Source organism: Parabacteroides goldsteinii (genome assembly GCF_020091425.1).
GTDB lineage: Bacteria > Bacteroidota > Bacteroidia > Bacteroidales > Tannerellaceae > Parabacteroides > Parabacteroides goldsteinii.
Genome location: NZ_CP081906.1, coordinates 5,695,420 through 5,714,391, shown reverse-complemented (window position 1 = coordinate 5,714,391; position 18,972 = coordinate 5,695,420). Strand labels below are relative to the sequence as shown.

Genomic DNA, 18,972 nt, shown 5'->3' with positions numbered 1-18,972 from the left:
GGTAAGTCTGCTCCCGGGAAAACATGCGAAGGGAAAAAAGTACTTTACTCTTTCGCGGCCAACACATAAACCCTGTGCGTTTTATATCCCATCTTACGGATGATACCTTCTTCCAAAAACTGTTTCAGTTCTTTACCTGCCCGGTAACGAGTGCAATTATTCAACTCGGCATAATCCGATTCATTGATGCTTTCATGCTTGCGAATATATTCCAACATCTTTTCCTTCCGGGTTTCGATGGGTTCGGAAGAAACATTTGCCCTTTTTACTTTCTTAGGACGTTCTTCTTTAACCATCTCCTTCAAACGGTTGGAACAGCGAAAATTCACCCCGTCGACAGAAACACTAAACCTGATTTTTCCGTTTTCCTCAGAAATTTTCCGGGTACGCAACGCCGGGGAGAAATGTCCGATCCCCTCCAACTCGATACTATATCCGTAGCCAAGTTCTCTACCCATATATACGGTCAATGCTTCCAGCACACCTTTTATATCGGCCGAATTAACCGTGCAAGCATCCGAGAGATCTCTGCATATCTCTTCAAGACCTTTTGTTCCTCTCGAAACAAGACGTGCATGTTCTAAGTTATCTTTACTCCCTTTAGGCCGGGGAGTCTTATAAACACTGAATTTGATACTCATGGGAATTTGATTTAAAAGGTTACGTACGGTATTTTTCGGGATGCCATACTGTACTAAATTTTATGCCTTACTAACTTATTGCCGACAGCCATCAGTAATATAACTGATAGCTGTCCGTAAAATTACTGATGGCTATCGATAATCTTATCGAAACCAATCGACAATCAGTTTGTTGCGGTACAAAGTTACTACAAAAAAGTGGAATACGGAAGAATGAAGTAATAGAATTGATTTACAGCGGTTTCATTTAAGCTGCCGATTATCTCCAACGCCACCACAATCCTTGCCGAAGCCAAGTCAAGACGCCGCTACGTTACTTGTTCGTAACCACGCCAAATAGATGATGAAATGGGTACGAATGACAAAACAAGGCATTGTGATATAGTGAGTTACTGACAACTCACGCGACAAATCCGGTTACGGAAAAAGATTGCGCCGTTCCTCCGTGTTTTGCGTACCGACGAAGGATTCTTCACCGACTAATTTTGAACCTAAAAAAATTAAGGACGATGAAGAGTACATTTTCAGTAATCTACTACCTCAAACGTCAGGTAGTGAAAAAGGACGGGACAGTGCCCGTCATGGGACGCATCACGGTGGACGGCAGCCAGACGCAGTTCAGCTGCAAACTGACCGTCGATCCCAAACTGTGGGACACCAAAGGGGGACGTGTCACGGGCAGAAGCACGGCGGCACTCGAAACGAACCGTATGCTCGACAAGATGCGCGTGCGCATCAACAGGCATTATCAGGAAATCATGGAGCGTGACAACTTCGTCACTGCGGAAAAGGTGAAAAACGCCTTTCTCGGACTGGAACACCGCTACCACACGCTGTTGCAGGTGTTCCGGCAGCACAACGAGGACTATGCCAAGCAGGTGGAGGCAGGCATGAAAGCCAAAGGCACGCTCTTGAAGTACAAGACCGTTTACAAGCACCTGCAAGAGTTCATCGCCATCCGTTACCACGTGAAGGACATCGCCCTGAAAGAGCTTACACCCGCTTTCATTTCCGATTTTGAAATGTTCCTGCGCACGGACAAACACTGCTGCACCAACACCGTGTGGCTGTATGTCTGCCCACTTCGGACAATGGTGTTCATCGCCATCAACAACGAATGGCTCACGCGCGACCCGTTCCGCGAGTATGAAATCAAGAAGGAGGAAACGACCCGCAGCTTCCTGACGAAAGATGAAATCCGCCTGCTGATAGAAGGCAAGCTGAAGAATGCGAAGCAAGAACTGTATCGTGATTTATACCTGTTCTGTGCCTTCACCGGCTTGTCGTTCGCCGATATGCGCAACCTGACGGAAGAGAATATCCGTACCTACTTTGACGAACACGAATGGATAAACATCAACCGCCAGAAGACGGGTGTGGTGTCCAACATCCGTATGCTTGACATAGCGAAGCGCATCATCTACAAATACCGTGGGCTGTGCGAAAACGGCAGGATTTTCCCTGTACCCCACTACAACACGTGTCTTGCCGGAATCCGTGCCGTCGCCAAGCGTTGCGGTATCACCAAGCATATTACATGGCATCAAAGCCGCCACACGGCAGCCACGACGGTGTTCCTCTCCAACGGCGTACCCATCGAAACGGTCAGTTCCATGCTGGGACACAAAAGCATAAAGACAACGCAGATATACGCGAAAATAACCAAAGAGAAGCTCAATCAAGACATGGAGAACCTTGCCGCAAGATTGAACCAAATCGAGGAATTTGCAGGTTGCACCATCTAAAACAGAGAAGCCATGAAACGTGACATAATCATTATAGAGAATAAGACCGTCAGCGTAACCGGTAACGAGGTATGGATGACCGCCGGAGAAATCGCCGGACTGTTCCACACGGGTGTCCCGGCAGTGAACGCTGCCATCAAAGCTGTCCGCAAGACGGACGTACTGAGCGATTACGAGGTATGCCGCTACATTCAGCTTGAAAACGGTCTGTATGCGGATGTTTACTCGCTTGAGATAATCATCCCCGTCACCTTCCGGCTGAGCACATACCATGCCCATCTTTTCCGCCGCTGGCTGATGGACAAGGCACTCGCAAAAGACAAGCATACCGCCTACATGGTATTCGTACATAGCGGAAAAGGCGGTTACTGCTGAAAAGACGATGACAATCAATTAAAAACGGACAACCATCAAGCTGTCCGTTTTAACTTTAAGATAGTCAATTTGGAATATACAAATTATGTGCTAAAGAATATGAGGTATCAAAATTGAGATGGCTTATATAACATCTCATACTTTAACGAGCCACAATCAATGTACATATCATATTCCGCAATTCCTTTTTCTTGTGCTATATAATGCAAAATTTTCTTGTGGATGTTTGAAATTCTCTCTCCATAATAGATTGCTTTAGGAACAATTTTCAGGCTTGTTGCACGAGAATGTGCGGCAGGTTGTTTCTCTGAATGAATAATACGCCATTCATTTTCATATTCCCACTGTGTGGATTTGTGAATAGCCATTTTCAAATGTGATAGTGAATCTATATTTTTAACATCCAGCCCCAAACTCTTTGCTATATACCATTGAATAAAGTTATTTGCATCAAAACGGTCATTATCATATATAACAGGCAAAATACAACAATTCATTTCTCCTTGTTCCAATAAGAACCTTAAATCATATTCCAATGCAAACCCTTCATGATTTTGGGCATAGTGGCTCCACATTATAACAGAATCAATGCTTTCACTTAAACATGCTATTGTAGATACGACCTTTAATGTATCCCCCATTTTTAATAGGATTTCTTTCAATATGTTTTCCATTGCAACACTAAAAAGAGCTAATGTCAATGGATTTATACCATTACACGATATTACCTGTTCTTTTAAACCTGCCAAATTGTTTCTTCCAAAAAATTGGATTACACTTGGAGGAAAATCGAAATCTTTAGCTTCAAGTATCTGTTTGAATTGTTCAAGAAATTCTTCTGTACAACAAGCTCTCATTTGCTCTTGAATATTATCCAAACTATAATAAACAAGAGTGTCATAGGGATCATTAAACTTATCAGCAGTAACAGCATAAACCAGATCCTTGTCAAAAGCATCAAGGTTTAATGTTGAACAACTCCTATATCTATACAGTTTTTGTGGCAACATTGACATCAATGCTGTACTTATAGGATATATTCGGGATTTTATATCCTCTTGCTCAATTCCTTCAGGAATTATTGTGGATTCTAACAATTTTGCAAATTCACTCCGAAGCATAATGGTATTTCGTTTTAACTACAAAGGTACGCTTTTATTCCGAAATGCCGGAACATTATTCCATCGGCTTGCGGTAATTCGTCTCCAGCAGTTCACGTAATCCCGATTCGGGGTAAAGCACTTTTCCTCCTAAAAGGATAAAGGGCAACACCCTGTTGTTGCGGTATTCCTGCAAGGTACGGCGGCTCACACGGAGCAAGTCCGCCACCTCCCTGTCCGTCAGGTAACGTTCCCCGTCCAGCGGCGGACGGTAGTTTTCCAAAAATGCGGAGAGCCATTTAGAGCCTTTGCGCATATTCTGCACCACGGTGGCAACCGGTTCGTCCTCCAGTGTAAAAACATCGTTGTTCTCGTTCATCATAACTTCGGATTCAGTGGGTGAATAATAAGATTACCTGCCGCCGGGATAGAGCGTGCCGATAAGCGGAATCAGCCTTCTGACCTCTTCCGGCTTGTAATAGAACCTGCGGTTTATCTGCGAGTAGCCGATAAGCCGCCTGTCGCGCAAGGTCTGCAACGTGCGCGGGCTGATTCTCAACTGCCCACAGACTTCCTCGCCCGTGAGCCACCTTTCCAACCGCCCTCCGTCGCTCTTGCGCCTCAGGGCGGCAACCTTCTCCGAGAGGGCGTTGAAGGACGCCACCATCATCTCGAAGGTCTTTTTCTCGATAGATACAATTTCCATATTCAAAACATTTTTAGAGTTTACCGCAAAGGTAACGCCGTCCGCATGAATCCATATCGTTTCCCGCTGAAAGGCTGTATGTTGCGCCGTCTGTCCGGGTTACGGAGCCATTCCCAATAAAAATCTTACGTGAGACACGTAGTGAGCTGTTAAAGCCCCTTTTGTTTATTGCCGAATTTTGCCGCAGAAACCAAAAGAAAGGACTGAATATGAAAGTAATAACGATGGAAAGTTCCGCTTTCACCGCATTGACGGAACAGATAGCCGAAATAGCGGCACACGTGCGTGCCGTTTCCGGCGAAAGGAAGGAAAAATCCGCAGACAGGTTGCTCACCACCCGTGAGGCGGCGCACCTGTTGAATGTGAGTTGCCGCACCCTCCAGCGTATGCGTAGCGAACATCGTATCGGCTATGTAGTGCTGCGCGGCAAGTGCCGCTACCGCCAGTCTGAAATCGACCGCCTGCTTGCGGACTGCACCGTCATGGAAGACGCGGCGACACCGACGGAACTGAAACGGAACCACACGCTACGCATGGGCGGCGGCAAATCCAAAGGAAGGAGGACGTGACGTATGGAACTGCTTACCCGAAACAATTTCGAGAGCTGGATGCAGAAACTGATGGAACGGATCGACCGTCAGGACGAACTGCTGCTTTCCTTACAGCCGTCCGGCAAAGCCCCGAACCCGATGGAACGTATCAGGATGTTCGACAACCAAGACCTCTGTATGCTGCTCCAGATAAGCAAGCGTACCCTGCAACGCTACCGCAGCATCGGCGCGTTGCCGTACAAGACGCTCGGCAAAAAGACCTATTACAGCGAGGAGGACGTGCTGACGTTCCTTTCCGGACACGTAAAGGACTTCAAAAAAGAAGATATCGCCTTCTACAAGGCTCGTATCCATAATTTCTTTCAAAAATAACCCATTAAAACATTTTTCAAATGGCAAAGAAAACAACTGAAAAGGACGTGCTGATAGTCCGTGACGAAAAGACGGGCGAAATCAGCGTGGTAGCCGGGCTGGATGCCGACGGCTCTCCCAAGCGTACCCCCGCGAAAGCGGAGAACGCGCAGAGTTTCCTGCAATTCGACCGCCACGGCGACGTGTTGGACAACTTCTTCAAAAACTTCTTCCGGCAGTGCAAGGAACCCAGCCGCTTCGGTTTCTACCGTGTCGCGGCAGACCAAGCCGACAAACTGCTGGAGGTGATGAAAGACTTGCTGAAAGACCCTGAAGCCAACAAGGAACTGCTCGCACCCCACAAAGTGGACACCTCCGGCTACGAAAAGCAGGTAAAGGAAGAACAGACTACCGAAAAGACGGAACAAACGGAGCATAAACAGGAAGAAATGGAAAAGAAACAGGAACAGAATCAGGAAAGCCCACAGCAAGCACAGGGCAGACGGGGCTACCAGCCCATCGACGAGAACAAAATCAACTGGCAGGAGCTGGAAGAGAAATGGGGCGTGAAACGTGACGACCTTGAAAAGTCCGGCGACTTGACCAAGATGCTCAACTACGGCAAGTCCGATTTGGTGAAGGTGTCGCCCAAGTTCGGCGGCGAGGCTTTCGAGCTGGATGCCCGCCTCTCTTTCAAGAAAGACGGTGAAGGCAATATCAGCCTCGTGCCGCACTTCATCCGCAAGGAACAGAAACTCGACGAGTACAAGGAACACAAGTTTTCGGACGAAGACCGTAAGAACCTGCGCGAAACTGGCAACCTCGGCAGGGTCGTGGACCTCGTGGACAAAGAAACAGGTGAAATCATCCCCTCGTTCATCAGCATAGACCGCAAGACGAATGAAATCACGGACATTCCAGCAAACAAGGTGCGCATACCGGAGCGCATCGGAAAGACGGAAATCACTAAGCAGGAACAGGATATGCTGCGTGCCGGGCTGCCCGTGCGCGACAAGCTCATCGAGCGCAATGACGGCAGGAAGTTCGTCACAACCCTGCAAGTGAACGTCGAGCAGCGAGGCGTGGAGTTCGTACCGGGAACCGGCAGGTCGCCCCGTACCGCCCAGACGCAGGAAGCCAAGAACAATCCCACGCAGGGACAGGCGCAAGGCATGGAAAATTCCGCAGCCCCACAGAAAGAGCAACGCCGCAACACGTGGACGAACGCCGACGGCAGCATCCGCCCCATCAGCAAATGGAGTGGTGTGAACTTCACCGGACAACAGAAAGCCGACTACGCTGCTGGTAAGGCGATAAAGCTGGAGAATGTAACGGACAAGCAAGGCTTCCACGCCACGATGTACATCAAGTTCAACCCGGAGAAGGGACGTCCGTACCGCTACGACACCAACCCCGACAACGCACAGAAGGTAGCCCCCTCCAACGAAAGCCGCACACAGGTGGCGGTGAACAGCGAGGGCAAGACCAACGAGGCGACCAAGAACCTGAAAGAGCCGTTGCAGAAGGGACAGACCGCTCCGAAGGACGACAAGCAGCAACAGCAGCAGGAGAAACCACAGAAGAAAAACAACAAGGGCATGAAGATGTAATCTCCCGTGTCCACCACTAAATCCAAAATAGAATCCAAAGTATCACTAAAAAGCAAGAAAACATGAAGACAATCATTGCAGAAAAGCCATCCGTGGCACGTGAAATCGCCCGCATCGTGGGCGCGACAAAAAGAGAGGAAGGATATTTTGAGGGAGGCGGCTATGCCGTGACATGGGCATTCGGACACCTCGTCCAGCTTGCCATGCCTGACGGATACGGCATACGCGGTTTCGTCCGTGATAACCTGCCCGTCATCCCCGGAACCTTCACGCTCATTCCCCGTCAGGAAAAGACGGAGAAGGGCTACAAACCCGACAGCGGCGTGGTGTCGCAGATAAAAATCATCGCCCGTCTTTTCAAAGAAAGCGAGCAGATCATCGTGGCGACCGATGCAGGGCGTGAGGGCGAGCTTATCTTCCGATACCTCTACCATTATATCGGATGCACCACGCCTTTCGTGCGCCTTTGGATAAGCTCGCTTACCGACAAGGCTATCCGGGAGGGTCTGCGTAACCTCGAAGAAGGAAGCAAGTATGATAACCTCTACCTTGCCGCCAAAGCGCGGAGCGAATCCGACTGGCTTGTGGGTATCAACGGCACTCATGCGCTCTCCATCGCTGCCGGACACGGCACTTACTCCGTCGGACGAGTGCAGACGCCCACGCTGGCGATGGTGTGCGCACGTTACTGGGAGAACCGCCGTTTCACGGTTGAACCGTTCTGGCAGCTTCATATCGCCGCAGACGGAGGCGACGGCGAAGTGGTGAAATTCTCGTCCTCCGAGAAATGGAAAGAGAAAGAGCCGGCGACGGAACTATATAATAAGGTAAAGGAAGCAGGTACAGCCACAGTCACGAAAGCCGAACGCAAGGAGAAGATAGAAGACACTCCGCTCCTGTACGACCTGACCACGCTCCAGAAGGAAGCCAACGCCAAGCACGGCTTCACGGCGGAACAGACGCTTGAAATCGCGCAGAAGCTCTACGAGAAGAAACTCATCACCTATCCGAGAACCGGAAGCCGCTACATTCCCGAAGACGTGTTCGCGGAAATCCCCAAACTCCTTGCCTTTATCGGCAATCTGCCCGAATGGAAAGGCAAAGTCAATCCGAAAGATATGCCTACACGCCGCAGCGTGGACGGTGGCAAGGTAACGGACCACCATGCCCTGCTCGTCACGGGCGAGAAACCGCTGTTCCTCTCCAAAGAGGACAATATCATCTATCAGATGATTGCCGGACGCATGATCGAGGCTTTCTCTGAAAAATGCGTCAAAGACACCGCCACCGTCACGGCAGAGTGTGCCGGAGTAGAGTTCGTGGCAAAAGGCAGCATCATCAGGCAAGCTGGGTGGCGTGCCGTCTATGGCGAGGAAGAAAAAGAGGAAACCATCATCCCCGGCTGGCAGGAAGGCGATACGCTGACACTGAAAGCTGCCTCCATCACGGAGGGCAAGACCAAGCCCAAACCGCTGCATACCGAAGCGACCCTGCTGTCCGCTATGGAAACGGCTGGCAAGGAGATAGAGGACGATGCGCTGCGTCAGGCATTAAAGGATTGTGGCATCGGAACGCCCGCCACCCGTGCCACCATCATCGAAACGCTCTTCAAACGCGGTTACATGGAACGTTGCAAGAAGTCGCTCGTACCCACCGAAAAAGGGCTTGCCCTCTACTCGGTCGTGAAGACAATGCGCATCGCCGATGTTGCCATGACGGGCGAATGGGAGAAGGAACTGGCACGCATCGAGCGCGGGGAACTGCCCGCCGAAACCTTCCGCAAGGAGATAGAGGCGTACACAAAGGAGATTACCTCCGAGCTGCTCTCGTGCGACAAGCTGTTCGCCCGCAGAGATTCCGGCTGCAAGTGTCCCAAGTGCGGGACGGGCAGTATGCAGTTCTACGGCAAGGTAGTCCGCTGCGACAACGCGGAGTGCGGGCTGCCCGTGTTCCGCCTGAAGGCAAACCGTACCCTCACCGATGACGAGATTAAAGACCTGCTCACCGACGGACACACGAAGCTGCTCAAAGGCTTCAAGAGCAAGCAGGGCAAGAGTTTCGATGCCGTGGTTGCCTTTGACGGGGACTACAACACGACTTTCGTGTTCCCCGAAAGGAAAACGACCAAGAAATTTTCAGGACGGAAGAAATAGTGTTAACTTTGCCACTGATTCAGAGTAATGAACTGTTCTTCGATACCGGATTACACTCATACTTTGGATTTAGTGGTGGCACTCGGAGGGATACCGAGTGCCTTTTCTTTCTCCTTTCAGACAGTTATCCCAGTCATTATCTACCAATCCACTAAATTCCAAAGTAATGAACAACAAGAAGAAAAACGAAGGACAGACCGACTTTTCCTACTACGATCTGTACCTGCTGGACTATCTCCGAACAAACGGGTTTGAACAGGCGACCGACGAAGCCTTCATCCGTGAACGCGCCGACCGTGCCGCAGGAACGTATGAACGGGCAATGCTTGAAGGCTATCCTGCTTCTGGTGCGCAGGAACTGGCGATGCGCACGCTGCTGGAGGGGCTTCGCTACTCCAAGTACGCCATCCTGCGCGAAGTCGTGGAAAACGAGTTTGCCGACGATGTGCCGGAAGCGGAGCGTGAATCCTTTACCCGGAAACTGCTTCCGCTTGTCGGAAACGTATTCTCCATTTATGACCTTGCGGACGACAATTTCGCCCTGTCGCCCGATTACGACCTGCTCTATACGGAGCTGACGGGGGCTGTCGTCCTTTATATAGAGGAATATGGCGTTTAACCGTAAACAAAGGTTGCGGGACAACATCGAGGCGATACGGACGGCATTCGTCCTTGACAAGGAACAGAGAACGGCGACAACCGAGGAACAGGCGATACTCCGGAAGTATTGCGGTTTCGGCGGCTTGAAATGTATTCTGAACCCTGCAAGGGAATTGACGGATGCCGTCCACTGGGCGAAATCCGACCTCGAACTGTTTGCCCCTACCGTGGAACTGCACAGGCTGATACGGGAGAACAGCCGGAACGACTTGGAGTACAAACGGTTTGTGGATTCGCTGAAAGCGTCCGTGCTGACAGCCTTCTACACACCGAAAGAGATAACAGACACCATAGCCGATGTGCTGGCGGATTACGGTGTCCGCCCGTCGCGTGTGCTGGAGCCGTCGGCCGGTGTCGGCGTTTTCGTGGACGCCGTGCTGCGGAACAGTCCCGACGCGGATGTGATGGCGTTTGAAAAAGACCTCCTCACGGGTACTATCCTGCAACAGCTCCACCCCGACAAAAAGATGCGCATAGACGGTTTTGAGAAAATCGAAAAGCCGTTCAACAACTATTTCGACTTGGCGGTGTCCAACATCCCTTTCGGTGACATAGCCGTGTTTGACGCTGAATTTCAAAGGAGCGAATCTTTCGGCAGACGCTCGGCACAGAAAGCCATCCACAACTATTTTTTCCTGAAAGGGCTGGACACGGTGCGCGAAGGCGGCATCGTGGCTTTCATCACGTCGCAGGGAGTACTGAACAGTGCCAAGACCTCCGTGCGCAACGAACTTTTCAGTCAGGCGAATCTGGTATCGGCAATCCGCCTGCCCAACAACCTGTTTTCGGACAATGCGGGGACAGAGGTGGGCAGCGACCTGATAATCCTGCAAAAGAACCTGCACAAGACAGAACTGTCGCAGGATGAACGGCTGCTGACCGTGATACAGACGGATACGAAGACAAACCTGACGGACAACGCCTATTTCATCCATCATCCCGAACGCGTCGTGCATACATCCGCAAAACTCGATACCGACCCTTACGGCAAGCCCGCTATGGTTTATCTGCACGAGGGGAAAACCGCAGGTATCGCGGAGGACTTGCGACGTATGCTTGACGAGGACTGCCACATGAGGCTTGTCATGCGCCTGTATTCGGGCGCAATCGGGCAAGCGAGGGAGCAAAAAGCGGTTGCCGTTGAAGTAAAAACGGAACAGCCTGCCATGAAGCCGGAAGCAACAATTACGGCACGGACGGAAGAAGCCCAAGCCGAAAAACCGCAACCCATAGCCGAAAAGCCAGAGATTGAGCCACGCCAAACGAATCATTCAAATGCCGTTCAGCTCACTCTACTTGACCTTTGGGGGATGCCCATAGAAGAACCTGCCAAAAAGAAAAAGGCAACCAAAAAGGAAAACAAGGCAAAGCGTTTGCCATCCAAACCGAAGCCGCAGGTTATGGCTGCACCTCCTGTTGAATCCATCAAGCCTGCAACCGAAAGCAAGGAGGCAAAGCCGGAAAATGCAGGGAAGCAAGGCGACCCAGAAGATATTTATGCCACTTTGGACTGGGAAACCAATCCGCCCATCAACGGCTTCTATGAAACGATGATGAGCCTGACACCGGAACGGCGCAAGGCTCTACGGCTTGAAGCGGAACGGCACAGACAGGAACAGCAGAAAAAATCGGGGGTCAAGGACACGATGAATCCTGCCTTTGTGCCTTCGTCGGATAACAAACCGGAGCAAAAGGAAGCAGCACAACAACCCGAAGCACAGCCGGAGGCAACTCCCGTTCCTGTTACGGACAATAGTTGTAATCGGTAACTTTGTCTCGTCAAAAATCGGAAAAGTAAAATCGACATGATTCTAAAAAAAATAGCATTGTAATTTTGTGGTGCGAACTACTAATTACAATGCTATGACCGAGACTTCCCAATTAAAGAAGTATCTGATGTGGTACAAAGTTAACGAATTATTTTCAGATGGCCTAAATAAGACACAAATAGGTCAATCCTTAGGTCTTCACCGTCAAACGGTGGCCAAGTATCTGTCCATGACAGAAGAAGAGTTCATTTCCAGCCAGAGCTATGACCGTCATTACGGTCATAAACTTGACGGCTATGAATCTTATGTAGTCAATGAGTTGCGCAAGTGGCCTTTTTTGTCCGCTCCGCAACTCCATGACCGCTTGAAAGAGCATTTTTCGGATCTTCCCTGCGTAACCCCCAAAACGGTCTTCAACTTCGTCAACCGGTTGCGTTTAACGCACCATCTTCCCAAGGAGTTTGAAAAGAGTTACCGCCCCTACGAGAAGCAACCCGAGACTCCCTATGGCGAATACGCCCAATGCGACTTCGGTGAACGGTGGATGAAGACACTTCAGGGACAGTCTTTAAAAGTGTATTTCTTTGCGATGTGTCTGAGCCGCAGCAGGTATAAGTTCGTCTACTTTAGCCGTACACCGTTTACCACCGCTCTTGCTGTTTATGCCCATGAACTGGCTTTCGAGTTCTTCGGGGGAGTACCCCGAAAAATAGTTTATGACCAGGACAAGGTGTTTCTTGTCAATGAAAACCTTGGTGACCTGGTGCTTACCCGCGTTTTCCGCACCCTTGTCCGTGAACATGGCTTTGAACCCGTGTTCTGTCGCAAATCCGATCCCCAGAGCAAAGGTAAGATAGAGAATGTCGTCAAATATGTGAAATACAACTTCCTTCGCGGCCGCGAGTTGGTTGACATGGACCTGCTCAACAAGGAAGTCCTTGGCTGGTTGGAACGCACGGCCAACGGCACGGAACATCACGGCATACGTCGTGTCCCGTCTGAGGAGTTTGAGACGGAAAAAGGACACCTCATGCCTTATAAGGGAGTCCCGACTGTTCCTTGCGAAACCCTCTTGCCGCATCACGTGCGAAAGGACAACGTGATAACCTACCGGGGCAATTATTACAGCGTTCCCACAGGCACCTACCACGGCCATCAGACGCTGGTCTATATCGAAGAAAAAGAAGGCCGGCTATATATCTACAGCCATGAGACAGGCAAAACCCTTGCCGTTCACAAAATAAGCGGAGATAAGGGGCGTCTGGTAAGCAATACCTCCCACCGGCGTGACCGCGAAGCCTCGCTGGATGATTATGAGGCTTTTGTACGCAAAGAACTTCCCGCAAGCACGGTGATTGATACATATTTATTACAACTACGTGTGCATAAGGCCCGTAATTACCGCGACAACCTCCAGTTTATAGTCCGGCGCCACGCGGCATACTCGGACATCACGCTTACCGAAGCTTTTGACGAGTGCCTTAAAGCAGGTGTCTTCAACGGATGCAGCCTGATGGAGGTAGCCGAGACCCTCAGGATCCGTAAAGGAGAACCCCCCATTGAGGTCCGGACGGAAACCGAGCCGGTTCCCGGGGCTGATACATCCGCCATGATCCCCGAGAAAACAGACATATCCACCTTTAACACCCTTTTCGTATGATAACAAACGAACAAATCAAAAACCTGTGCTCGCGTCTGCGCCTGTACGCTCTGCCACGCCTGCTGGAATCAGAAGCTCATCTGGCGCAGGAGCAGGGAAAAAACCATGTCGAGTTCCTGCATGACCTGCTCTCCCGCGAGGTTCAGGAAAGAGACAGCAAGGACTTCCAACGGCGGCTGAAAGCGGCGGCCTTGCCGGCAAGACACGACCTCGACCTTTTCGACCACAACTACTCGCAAGGTATAACCGCACCAAGATTGCGTGAACTGCGCCGGCTGGGGTGGCTCGAACAGAATTACAACCTGATACTCATGGGACCTTCCGGAACAGGTAAGACCTTTATCGCCGCAGGACTTGTGTACGAAGCTGTGGGGCAGGGATACAAGGCGTATATGGTCACGATGGAGGATGTCATAAACACCATCAAGATGAAAACGCTGATGCCTTCGGCCATGAGCGCATACAACCGTCTGCTCAAAGCCGACTTGGTAGCCATCGATGACATAATGCTCTTCCCGGTGAAAAAAGAGGATGCCGCAGGATTCTTCAATCTGATCAACACGCTTCACGAGAAAGCCTCACTGATAATTACCACGAACAAGGCACCCACCGAATGGGCCAAAACGCTGGATGACGAAGTGCTGGCTTCAGCAATACTGGACAGGCTGTTATATCACTGCGAGGTCATAAAACTCACCGGGCAAAGCTACCGGATGGGAAACCGAAAATCCATTTTTGAAGAGGAAAAAGACACATCTTTGGCTGGGGGTACCCCCAGCCAAAGATGACCGACATTAAAATGTAATCAATAGTATAAACTGATAGTCTCTATTATTAGATGGTGATTTAACTTTACCGAAAAATGACGATTTAAAATTTGCTTATTACAGGTGAGTTCCACCACATGGTTCACGGCTACATGACACTGGATAGGCTTGCCCACCTCTATCTCGTTCTCGTCATAGTAGTGTACGGCTTGTCCGTATATTTCCCCGTCCGTGAAGCCGTTGCAACCGCTTTTCTGCACATAGTTCAGAATGTAGGTCACACAATCGTCTATGTTCTTGGCAGGGTTACGGTAGTTCTTGGCAAAGAGCGCATCTTCCGCTGCACGTTGCTCCAAATACATCTGTATCGTTCTCTTGAAATGGTCTGTCGTTTTCATATCGCTATATTTTTGATGGGTTGTCATTCAAATAAAGTATGTCGCAGTCCTCCACTTCGGCAGGAAGTCCGAAAAGCGGATAGCGTGAAAAGTATGGTTGTGCGTTTCCTTCCTCATCTGTAATGGGTGAAATGATTTGTACCTGCCAATCATTCATCCATTTATCAATCAAGAGGATTTCATTGTCCGTCAATCCTGTTGCGTCCCCATTTATGAGGTAACATAAACTCCATGTAGGCATTTTTTCCGTTGTCTTGTTCATGTCGGTAAGGATTAAAGGGTGAATAACCAAAGGATGAAGCCGAAGAAGGCGATAGTGGAAAAGATTGCCACGATTATGCCTATCGCCACTCGGAACATTCCGTTTACTATCTCTCTGACGATGCCCCAAAGGATGCCGGATACCCAAAGGGCGGTGCGCATGGTTAGGGCGCATATCGCAAGCCCTATGTATTGGACCACTTGTCTGAAGTCTGCCGTTGCTGTCATATCCTCGCTATTTATCAAGTTCTACAATGTTGTCTATCCTGCCGTATAGGTATCTGCGAAGCCCTGTCTTGTCCGTTGCCTTGTATTCCGCCCAATGTCCGTATTGGCACACGAGGAATGTGCGGAGTACATCGGAAAAGTCAAACCTCCAGCCTTGCAAGGGGACTGCGCTCTTGAAATAGGTATTGCTGTTCACGTTGCGTGTAAGCCAATCCTTTTCCTCTCGGTTCATTCGTTCCCCGTTGTTCAGTTTCTCACGGAGATTATAAACTTTGCTGCCTTTCAGTGCTTCCAATGTCGGCACTTCCCAAGTCACAAATTTTGTTGCCATCGTTGTTTCCATATCCGTTCTGTTTTTGATTTTTTATTTTTAATGCGGATTCAAGAGCTGAGGGAGTTGAGTTTCAAACTATCTTATCTGCCTCTCGTTTATCCGACATTTTTTTAATGCGTCTTTCTGTCGCATCGGTCGTTTTCGTTTCGGGTGCTTAAAAAGGTAGGGATTAGGGAATGCAAGGTTTTTCGGGAAAAATACTACCCGCAGGGCTGGAGATTTTTCCCGAAAACAGGAGGCTTGACCTTGCTTTCCCGTCAAATCCCGGAGTTACCTTTGCGCCCAGAACGGAAATGACTGCCTGATGCGGCCCACTGAAAGGCGCGAAAATGGAGGTAAACGGAAGTAGAGGCAGATTAGACTGAAAACTTCAAAAGAGAAATCCGTGAAAAAAGGAAGTCCCCAACAAAAAAAGGACATAGCCGGTAGCGTGAAACCGGGCAAACCACCTGCAAGGAAGTATGGTTTTATCTGTCCGGCCGGACGTGTCGGGGCGGGCAGATAAAATCATTCTTCCCGGTTTGCCTGCTGTGGGTGACGGCTTGTTCCATTTATGGACAAGCGGTCATATACGGCTTTACGCTTCCGGCTCAAAAGAACAGCGAAAAAGAAAAATCATCTGAAAAGCCGTAAAAGCACCTCTTTGGCATAAGCACAAAAGAAATGGGCTTTTCCTCATCAGTCTAAACTGTTGCTTAAACGTGAGGCAAAGCCCTTTTCTCCGCTTATGCAGTAGTCGGCACACGTTCGTTCAAAATCCTTTTGGGCGATGGTGTACCGACGAATAAAGCCGCTTTTACGGAAAAACTTGTATGAGATAGAAAAAATCAGGGAGATTCATATCAAAATCTCCCGTTTTATTGTTACTTTTGCATACGAAGAGTTCTTTGAAGGTTACGCAACGCGCAGAAGAATAATGCAGCAGATAACTAACTAAATCGTAACCTATTACTATCATGAGTGATTAGCATACGCTCATTTCCAATAAAATACACTCTTTTCGTAACTTCATTATACAAATATACGAAGGAAAGGGATAAATTATTCTATATAACCAACACTATACATTATAATACTCTTCCCATCCTTTGCGTGGCGGCTGTCCGCTCAGCATCTGGTTGGCGAAGCTGTCGTTGACGATCTCTTTGGTGGTGCGGTCGAGAACTAACTTACGGTTCAGGCGCTGTGCTAATACACCCAGGCAGAATACCTGGCTCAGCGGACCGGCGATAGAGAACGGTGAACGGGGCTTTTCCTTGCCCTGGCAAGCCAACAGGAAGTTCGCGTAATGGTTGGAAGGACTCTTCTGGTATTCGGGAAGGGTTGGATTCATTTCCTTGGCAATCTTATCCGGGATGACAGACAATGTACTTCCATGAGAACCTCCTTTGAATGTCAGCGTCTTCGTATAAATTTCCTTACCCGGATTCAGTTTCATCAATTGCAGTTTGCCACCGGCTACAGTCGGAATATTCGGATCGACATCCGAAGAACCGAAGTTTTCAGGAACAGGAGGGATATTATCCAGACCATCGTACCAGGTAACATCTATTCCCGGCATATCGCCTCTTTCGGGGAATTTGAACAGGATAGTCGACGACATCGGGAAGAAGAATTTATTATGATCTTTCAGATACAACGGGTTGATCTCTGTAGGCAATCCCATATCCAGGAATTCGTGTGCCGTATCCAGAATATGTGCACCCCAGTCACCCAGCGCGCCCATACCGAAGTCATACCAACAACGCCATTGTCCCATATGATAATCATGGTTATAGTCATGATGCTGCACTACCCCCAGCCAGGTATCCCAATCCATTGTTTCAGGAATCGGTTCTCCCATCGGCATATGCTTGATATTCGGATTCCATCCGTGCCAACGACGCGGAGAGTTCATATGAGCGGTGATAGCTGTTACATCCTTTATCAGACCAGCTTCTTTCCATGCCTTGAACTGGAAATAATTGGCTTCGGAATGTCCCTGGTTACCCATCTGTGTGACCACGCCATATTTCTTTTCACCGCGCATCATCAGTTCTATTTCCTGGAAAGTACGCGCCATCGGTTTTTCAACATATACATGTTTGCCGTGGGCCATTGCCTCGATTGTGATCGGGAAATGGGCATGGTCGGGAACCCCCACCGTCACAGCATCGATCTTATCCGCCATCTGATCGAACATCTTACGGAAATCCTGATAACGGGGAACTTTCGGGAACATGGAGATCAGTTCCTGCGTATGCTTCGCCCCCATATCCACATCGCAAAGGGCTACAACATTACACAATCCGGTCTTATACAATTCCTTGGCAATTTCACCACCCCGGTTACCAATGCCAATAAATGCGATATTAACTTTCTCGTTCGCACTAACGAACGGTACACCCGGCATTGCACCAGCCTTCGAAGGGATCCAAAACGAAGGTATTGCAGTAGCTGCCGATAATGCCAATGCCCGTTTCAGGAACGAGCGACGTGAGATGTCTTCTGATTTCATGGTATTCTATTTAGATAATTAATATTGTCTGCGCAAACATTAAAAACATCAACTTCGCAAAAATAGATATTTTTTGTTGATTTGAAAGGAATTAAGGCAGAAAGTTCATTAATTATCCGAAAACTTTACCAGGCATTATTCACCGTATGATCAGCCAGTACCGTTTCCACCATCTTTCTGTAAACCTCGACACCCGTTGCTATATTCCTGGAAGCATCGGCACTTCCCATGCCATAAACCACCAATGGCGTCTGCCAGGTCATTCCGGCATGTATTGCACATCCCTGATAAGGACGCAGAAGTTCATCCATCGTGAAACAATTCCTGCCTCCGCTACGGTAAGCGGCATACTCCGAACCTGTTGTAGTGACGATCTGCAACGGCTTGCCGGCTACAGCTGGTGTCTTTGCCAGGGAAGTAAAGACCTCGTCCAGCCATCTTTTCAACAACGAAGGTGCTGACATCCAGTGGAAAGGAAATTGAAAGACCACCATGGAAGCATCGGATATAATCGTGCTCCACACATTTACATCAAAAGACTGATCCTGATATTCATACAGATCGTATACCATCACGCCATCGATATCTTTTACCGCATCGGCTAAAGCCTTGTTAGCCTGTGATTCTTTCAGATTGGGATGAGCCAAAAGAACTACTACTTTTTTTGAAACGTCATTCATATTATTGTGTTTTATAATGTAAAATCGTATTAAAACATAAGCTTTCACAAAGCTAAACAAATCCATGAAAATACATCAGGGAGATTTAGATTAAAATTACCAGCATTATCTAAATAACAATTGATTACATAAAAAAGCATTTCAGCAGGAGAGAAAAATAGCAGACAATAGAATATTTAACATATCGAAACATTCAAAAAAGACTCGATACTGTAAATTAAAAATTAAGGCAAACAAATGAACTATAAATATATAGTCAGCATTTTAATGATATTGTTCTAGTAGAACTAATTCATAATATCTATCAAAAAATAGATTAGCAGTTAACATCTCATTTCTGACCTCATTTTTTTATAATTAATTACAACTAATTTGTGACAAAATTAACCCTTTTAGCGCACACAAGCTGGCGGTTAACTAATTTAAAATAGATTTATCCTATTTTAAGCAATTCATCATACTTTCTTTTTGACATAATTCCATAGT

At 48.5% G+C, this 18,972-nt stretch carries 18 protein-coding genes and 2 pseudogenes; 10 read left to right on the top strand and 10 right to left on the bottom strand.

Annotated elements, in window-relative coordinates; genetic code table 11:
* Positions 1-44: 44 nt before the first annotated feature.
* Positions 45-641 (bottom strand): HU family DNA-binding protein, encoded by a 597-nt coding sequence (locus K6V26_RS23555; protein ID WP_224264047.1) that lies wholly within the window; start codon positions 639-641, stop codon positions 45-47.
* Between the two features lie 509 nt (positions 642-1,150).
* Here K6V26_RS23555 and K6V26_RS23550 point away from each other — a divergent pair.
* Positions 1,151-2,386 (top strand): site-specific integrase, encoded by a 1,236-nt coding sequence (locus tag K6V26_RS23550; protein WP_224264046.1) that lies wholly within the window; start codon positions 1,151-1,153, stop codon positions 2,384-2,386.
* Positions 2,387-2,398: 12 nt separating this feature from the next.
* A complete protein-coding gene (locus tag K6V26_RS23545; protein ID WP_224264045.1) occupies positions 2,399-2,761 on the top strand; it encodes a RhuM protein in 363 nt (120 codons plus the stop codon).
* Positions 2,762-2,868: 107 nt separating this feature from the next.
* Here K6V26_RS23545 and K6V26_RS23540 read toward each other — a convergent pair whose 3' ends face one another.
* The 3 genes from K6V26_RS23540 to K6V26_RS23530 are packed head-to-tail and all read right to left on the bottom strand — an operon-like array spanning position 2,869 to position 4,567.
* The gene (locus tag K6V26_RS23540) at positions 2,869-3,882 is read right to left on the bottom strand and encodes a DUF2971 domain-containing protein (protein WP_138298249.1); all 1,014 of its coding nucleotides are present in this window, start codon (positions 3,880-3,882) and stop codon (positions 2,869-2,871) included.
* A 55-nt stretch (positions 3,883-3,937) separates the two neighbouring features.
* The gene (locus tag K6V26_RS23535) at positions 3,938-4,243 is read right to left on the bottom strand and encodes a helix-turn-helix domain-containing protein (protein ID WP_195203166.1); all 306 of its coding nucleotides are present in this window, start codon (positions 4,241-4,243) and stop codon (positions 3,938-3,940) included.
* A gap of 30 nt (positions 4,244-4,273) precedes the next feature.
* A complete protein-coding gene (locus K6V26_RS23530) occupies positions 4,274-4,567 on the bottom strand; it encodes a helix-turn-helix domain-containing protein (protein WP_074855532.1) in 294 nt (97 codons plus the stop codon).
* Positions 4,568-4,776: 209 nt separating this feature from the next.
* Between K6V26_RS23530 and K6V26_RS23525 the strand changes: the two genes are divergently transcribed.
* The 8 genes and pseudogenes from K6V26_RS23525 (at position 4,777) to istB (ending at position 14,109) form a co-directional block, all read left to right on the top strand.
* A complete protein-coding gene (locus K6V26_RS23525; protein WP_394373104.1) occupies positions 4,777-5,136 on the top strand; it encodes a helix-turn-helix domain-containing protein in 360 nt (119 codons plus the stop codon).
* A gap of 3 nt (positions 5,137-5,139) precedes the next feature.
* On the top strand, positions 5,140-5,490 hold the full coding sequence (locus tag K6V26_RS23520; protein ID WP_195203164.1) for a helix-turn-helix domain-containing protein: 351 nt from the start codon (positions 5,140-5,142) through the stop codon (positions 5,488-5,490).
* Between the two features lie 20 nt (positions 5,491-5,510).
* Positions 5,511-7,079, top strand: a complete 1,569-nt coding sequence (locus K6V26_RS23515) for a DUF3945 domain-containing protein (protein WP_224264044.1) — start codon at positions 5,511-5,513, stop codon at positions 7,077-7,079.
* 62 nt (positions 7,080-7,141) lie between these two features.
* Complete coding sequence (locus K6V26_RS23510; protein WP_224264043.1) at positions 7,142-9,232, top strand: type IA DNA topoisomerase; 2,091 nt, start codon at positions 7,142-7,144, stop codon at positions 9,230-9,232.
* A gap of 166 nt (positions 9,233-9,398) precedes the next feature.
* Positions 9,399-9,851, top strand: coding sequence for a DUF1896 family protein (locus tag K6V26_RS23505; protein WP_224265872.1), 453 nt, complete (start codon positions 9,399-9,401; stop codon positions 9,849-9,851).
* Positions 9,841-11,634 (top strand): annotated as a pseudogene (locus K6V26_RS23500) (N-6 DNA methylase); the annotation flags it as partial. The gene K6V26_RS23505 and the pseudogene K6V26_RS23500, both read left to right, overlap by 11 nt.
* A 154-nt stretch (positions 11,635-11,788) precedes the next feature.
* Positions 11,789-13,321 (top strand): IS21 family transposase, encoded by a 1,533-nt coding sequence (istA, locus tag K6V26_RS23495; RefSeq protein ID WP_224263457.1) that lies wholly within the window; start codon positions 11,789-11,791, stop codon positions 13,319-13,321.
* Positions 13,318-14,109 (top strand): IS21-like element helper ATPase IstB, encoded by a 792-nt coding sequence (gene istB, locus K6V26_RS23490; protein ID WP_224263458.1) that lies wholly within the window; start codon positions 13,318-13,320, stop codon positions 14,107-14,109. The genes istA and istB overlap by 4 nt, the downstream gene beginning before the upstream one ends.
* 62 nt (positions 14,110-14,171) lie before the next feature.
* Here istB and K6V26_RS23485 read toward each other — a convergent pair.
* The 6 genes and pseudogenes from K6V26_RS23485 to K6V26_RS23460 form a co-directional block, all read right to left on the bottom strand.
* Positions 14,172-14,486 (bottom strand): annotated as a pseudogene (locus K6V26_RS23485) (PcfK-like family protein); the annotation flags it as partial.
* 4 nt (positions 14,487-14,490) lie between these two features.
* A complete protein-coding gene (locus K6V26_RS23480) occupies positions 14,491-14,748 on the bottom strand; it encodes a DUF6926 domain-containing protein (protein ID WP_224264042.1) in 258 nt (85 codons plus the stop codon).
* A gap of 11 nt (positions 14,749-14,759) precedes the next feature.
* On the bottom strand, positions 14,760-14,975 hold the full coding sequence (locus K6V26_RS23475; protein WP_224264041.1) for a hypothetical protein: 216 nt from the start codon (positions 14,973-14,975) through the stop codon (positions 14,760-14,762).
* Between the two features lie 7 nt (positions 14,976-14,982).
* Positions 14,983-15,318, bottom strand: coding sequence for a molybdenum ABC transporter ATP-binding protein (locus K6V26_RS23470; RefSeq protein WP_224264040.1), 336 nt, complete (start codon positions 15,316-15,318; stop codon positions 14,983-14,985).
* A gap of 1,051 nt (positions 15,319-16,369) precedes the next feature.
* Entirely contained in the window at positions 16,370-17,806 is a 1,437-nt protein-coding gene (locus tag K6V26_RS23465; RefSeq protein ID WP_009860298.1) for a Gfo/Idh/MocA family oxidoreductase, read from the bottom strand.
* 125 nt (positions 17,807-17,931) lie between these two features.
* Complete coding sequence (locus tag K6V26_RS23460; RefSeq protein ID WP_009860299.1) at positions 17,932-18,486, bottom strand: NAD(P)H-dependent oxidoreductase; 555 nt, start codon at positions 18,484-18,486, stop codon at positions 17,932-17,934.
* Positions 18,487-18,972: the final 486 nt, after the last annotated feature.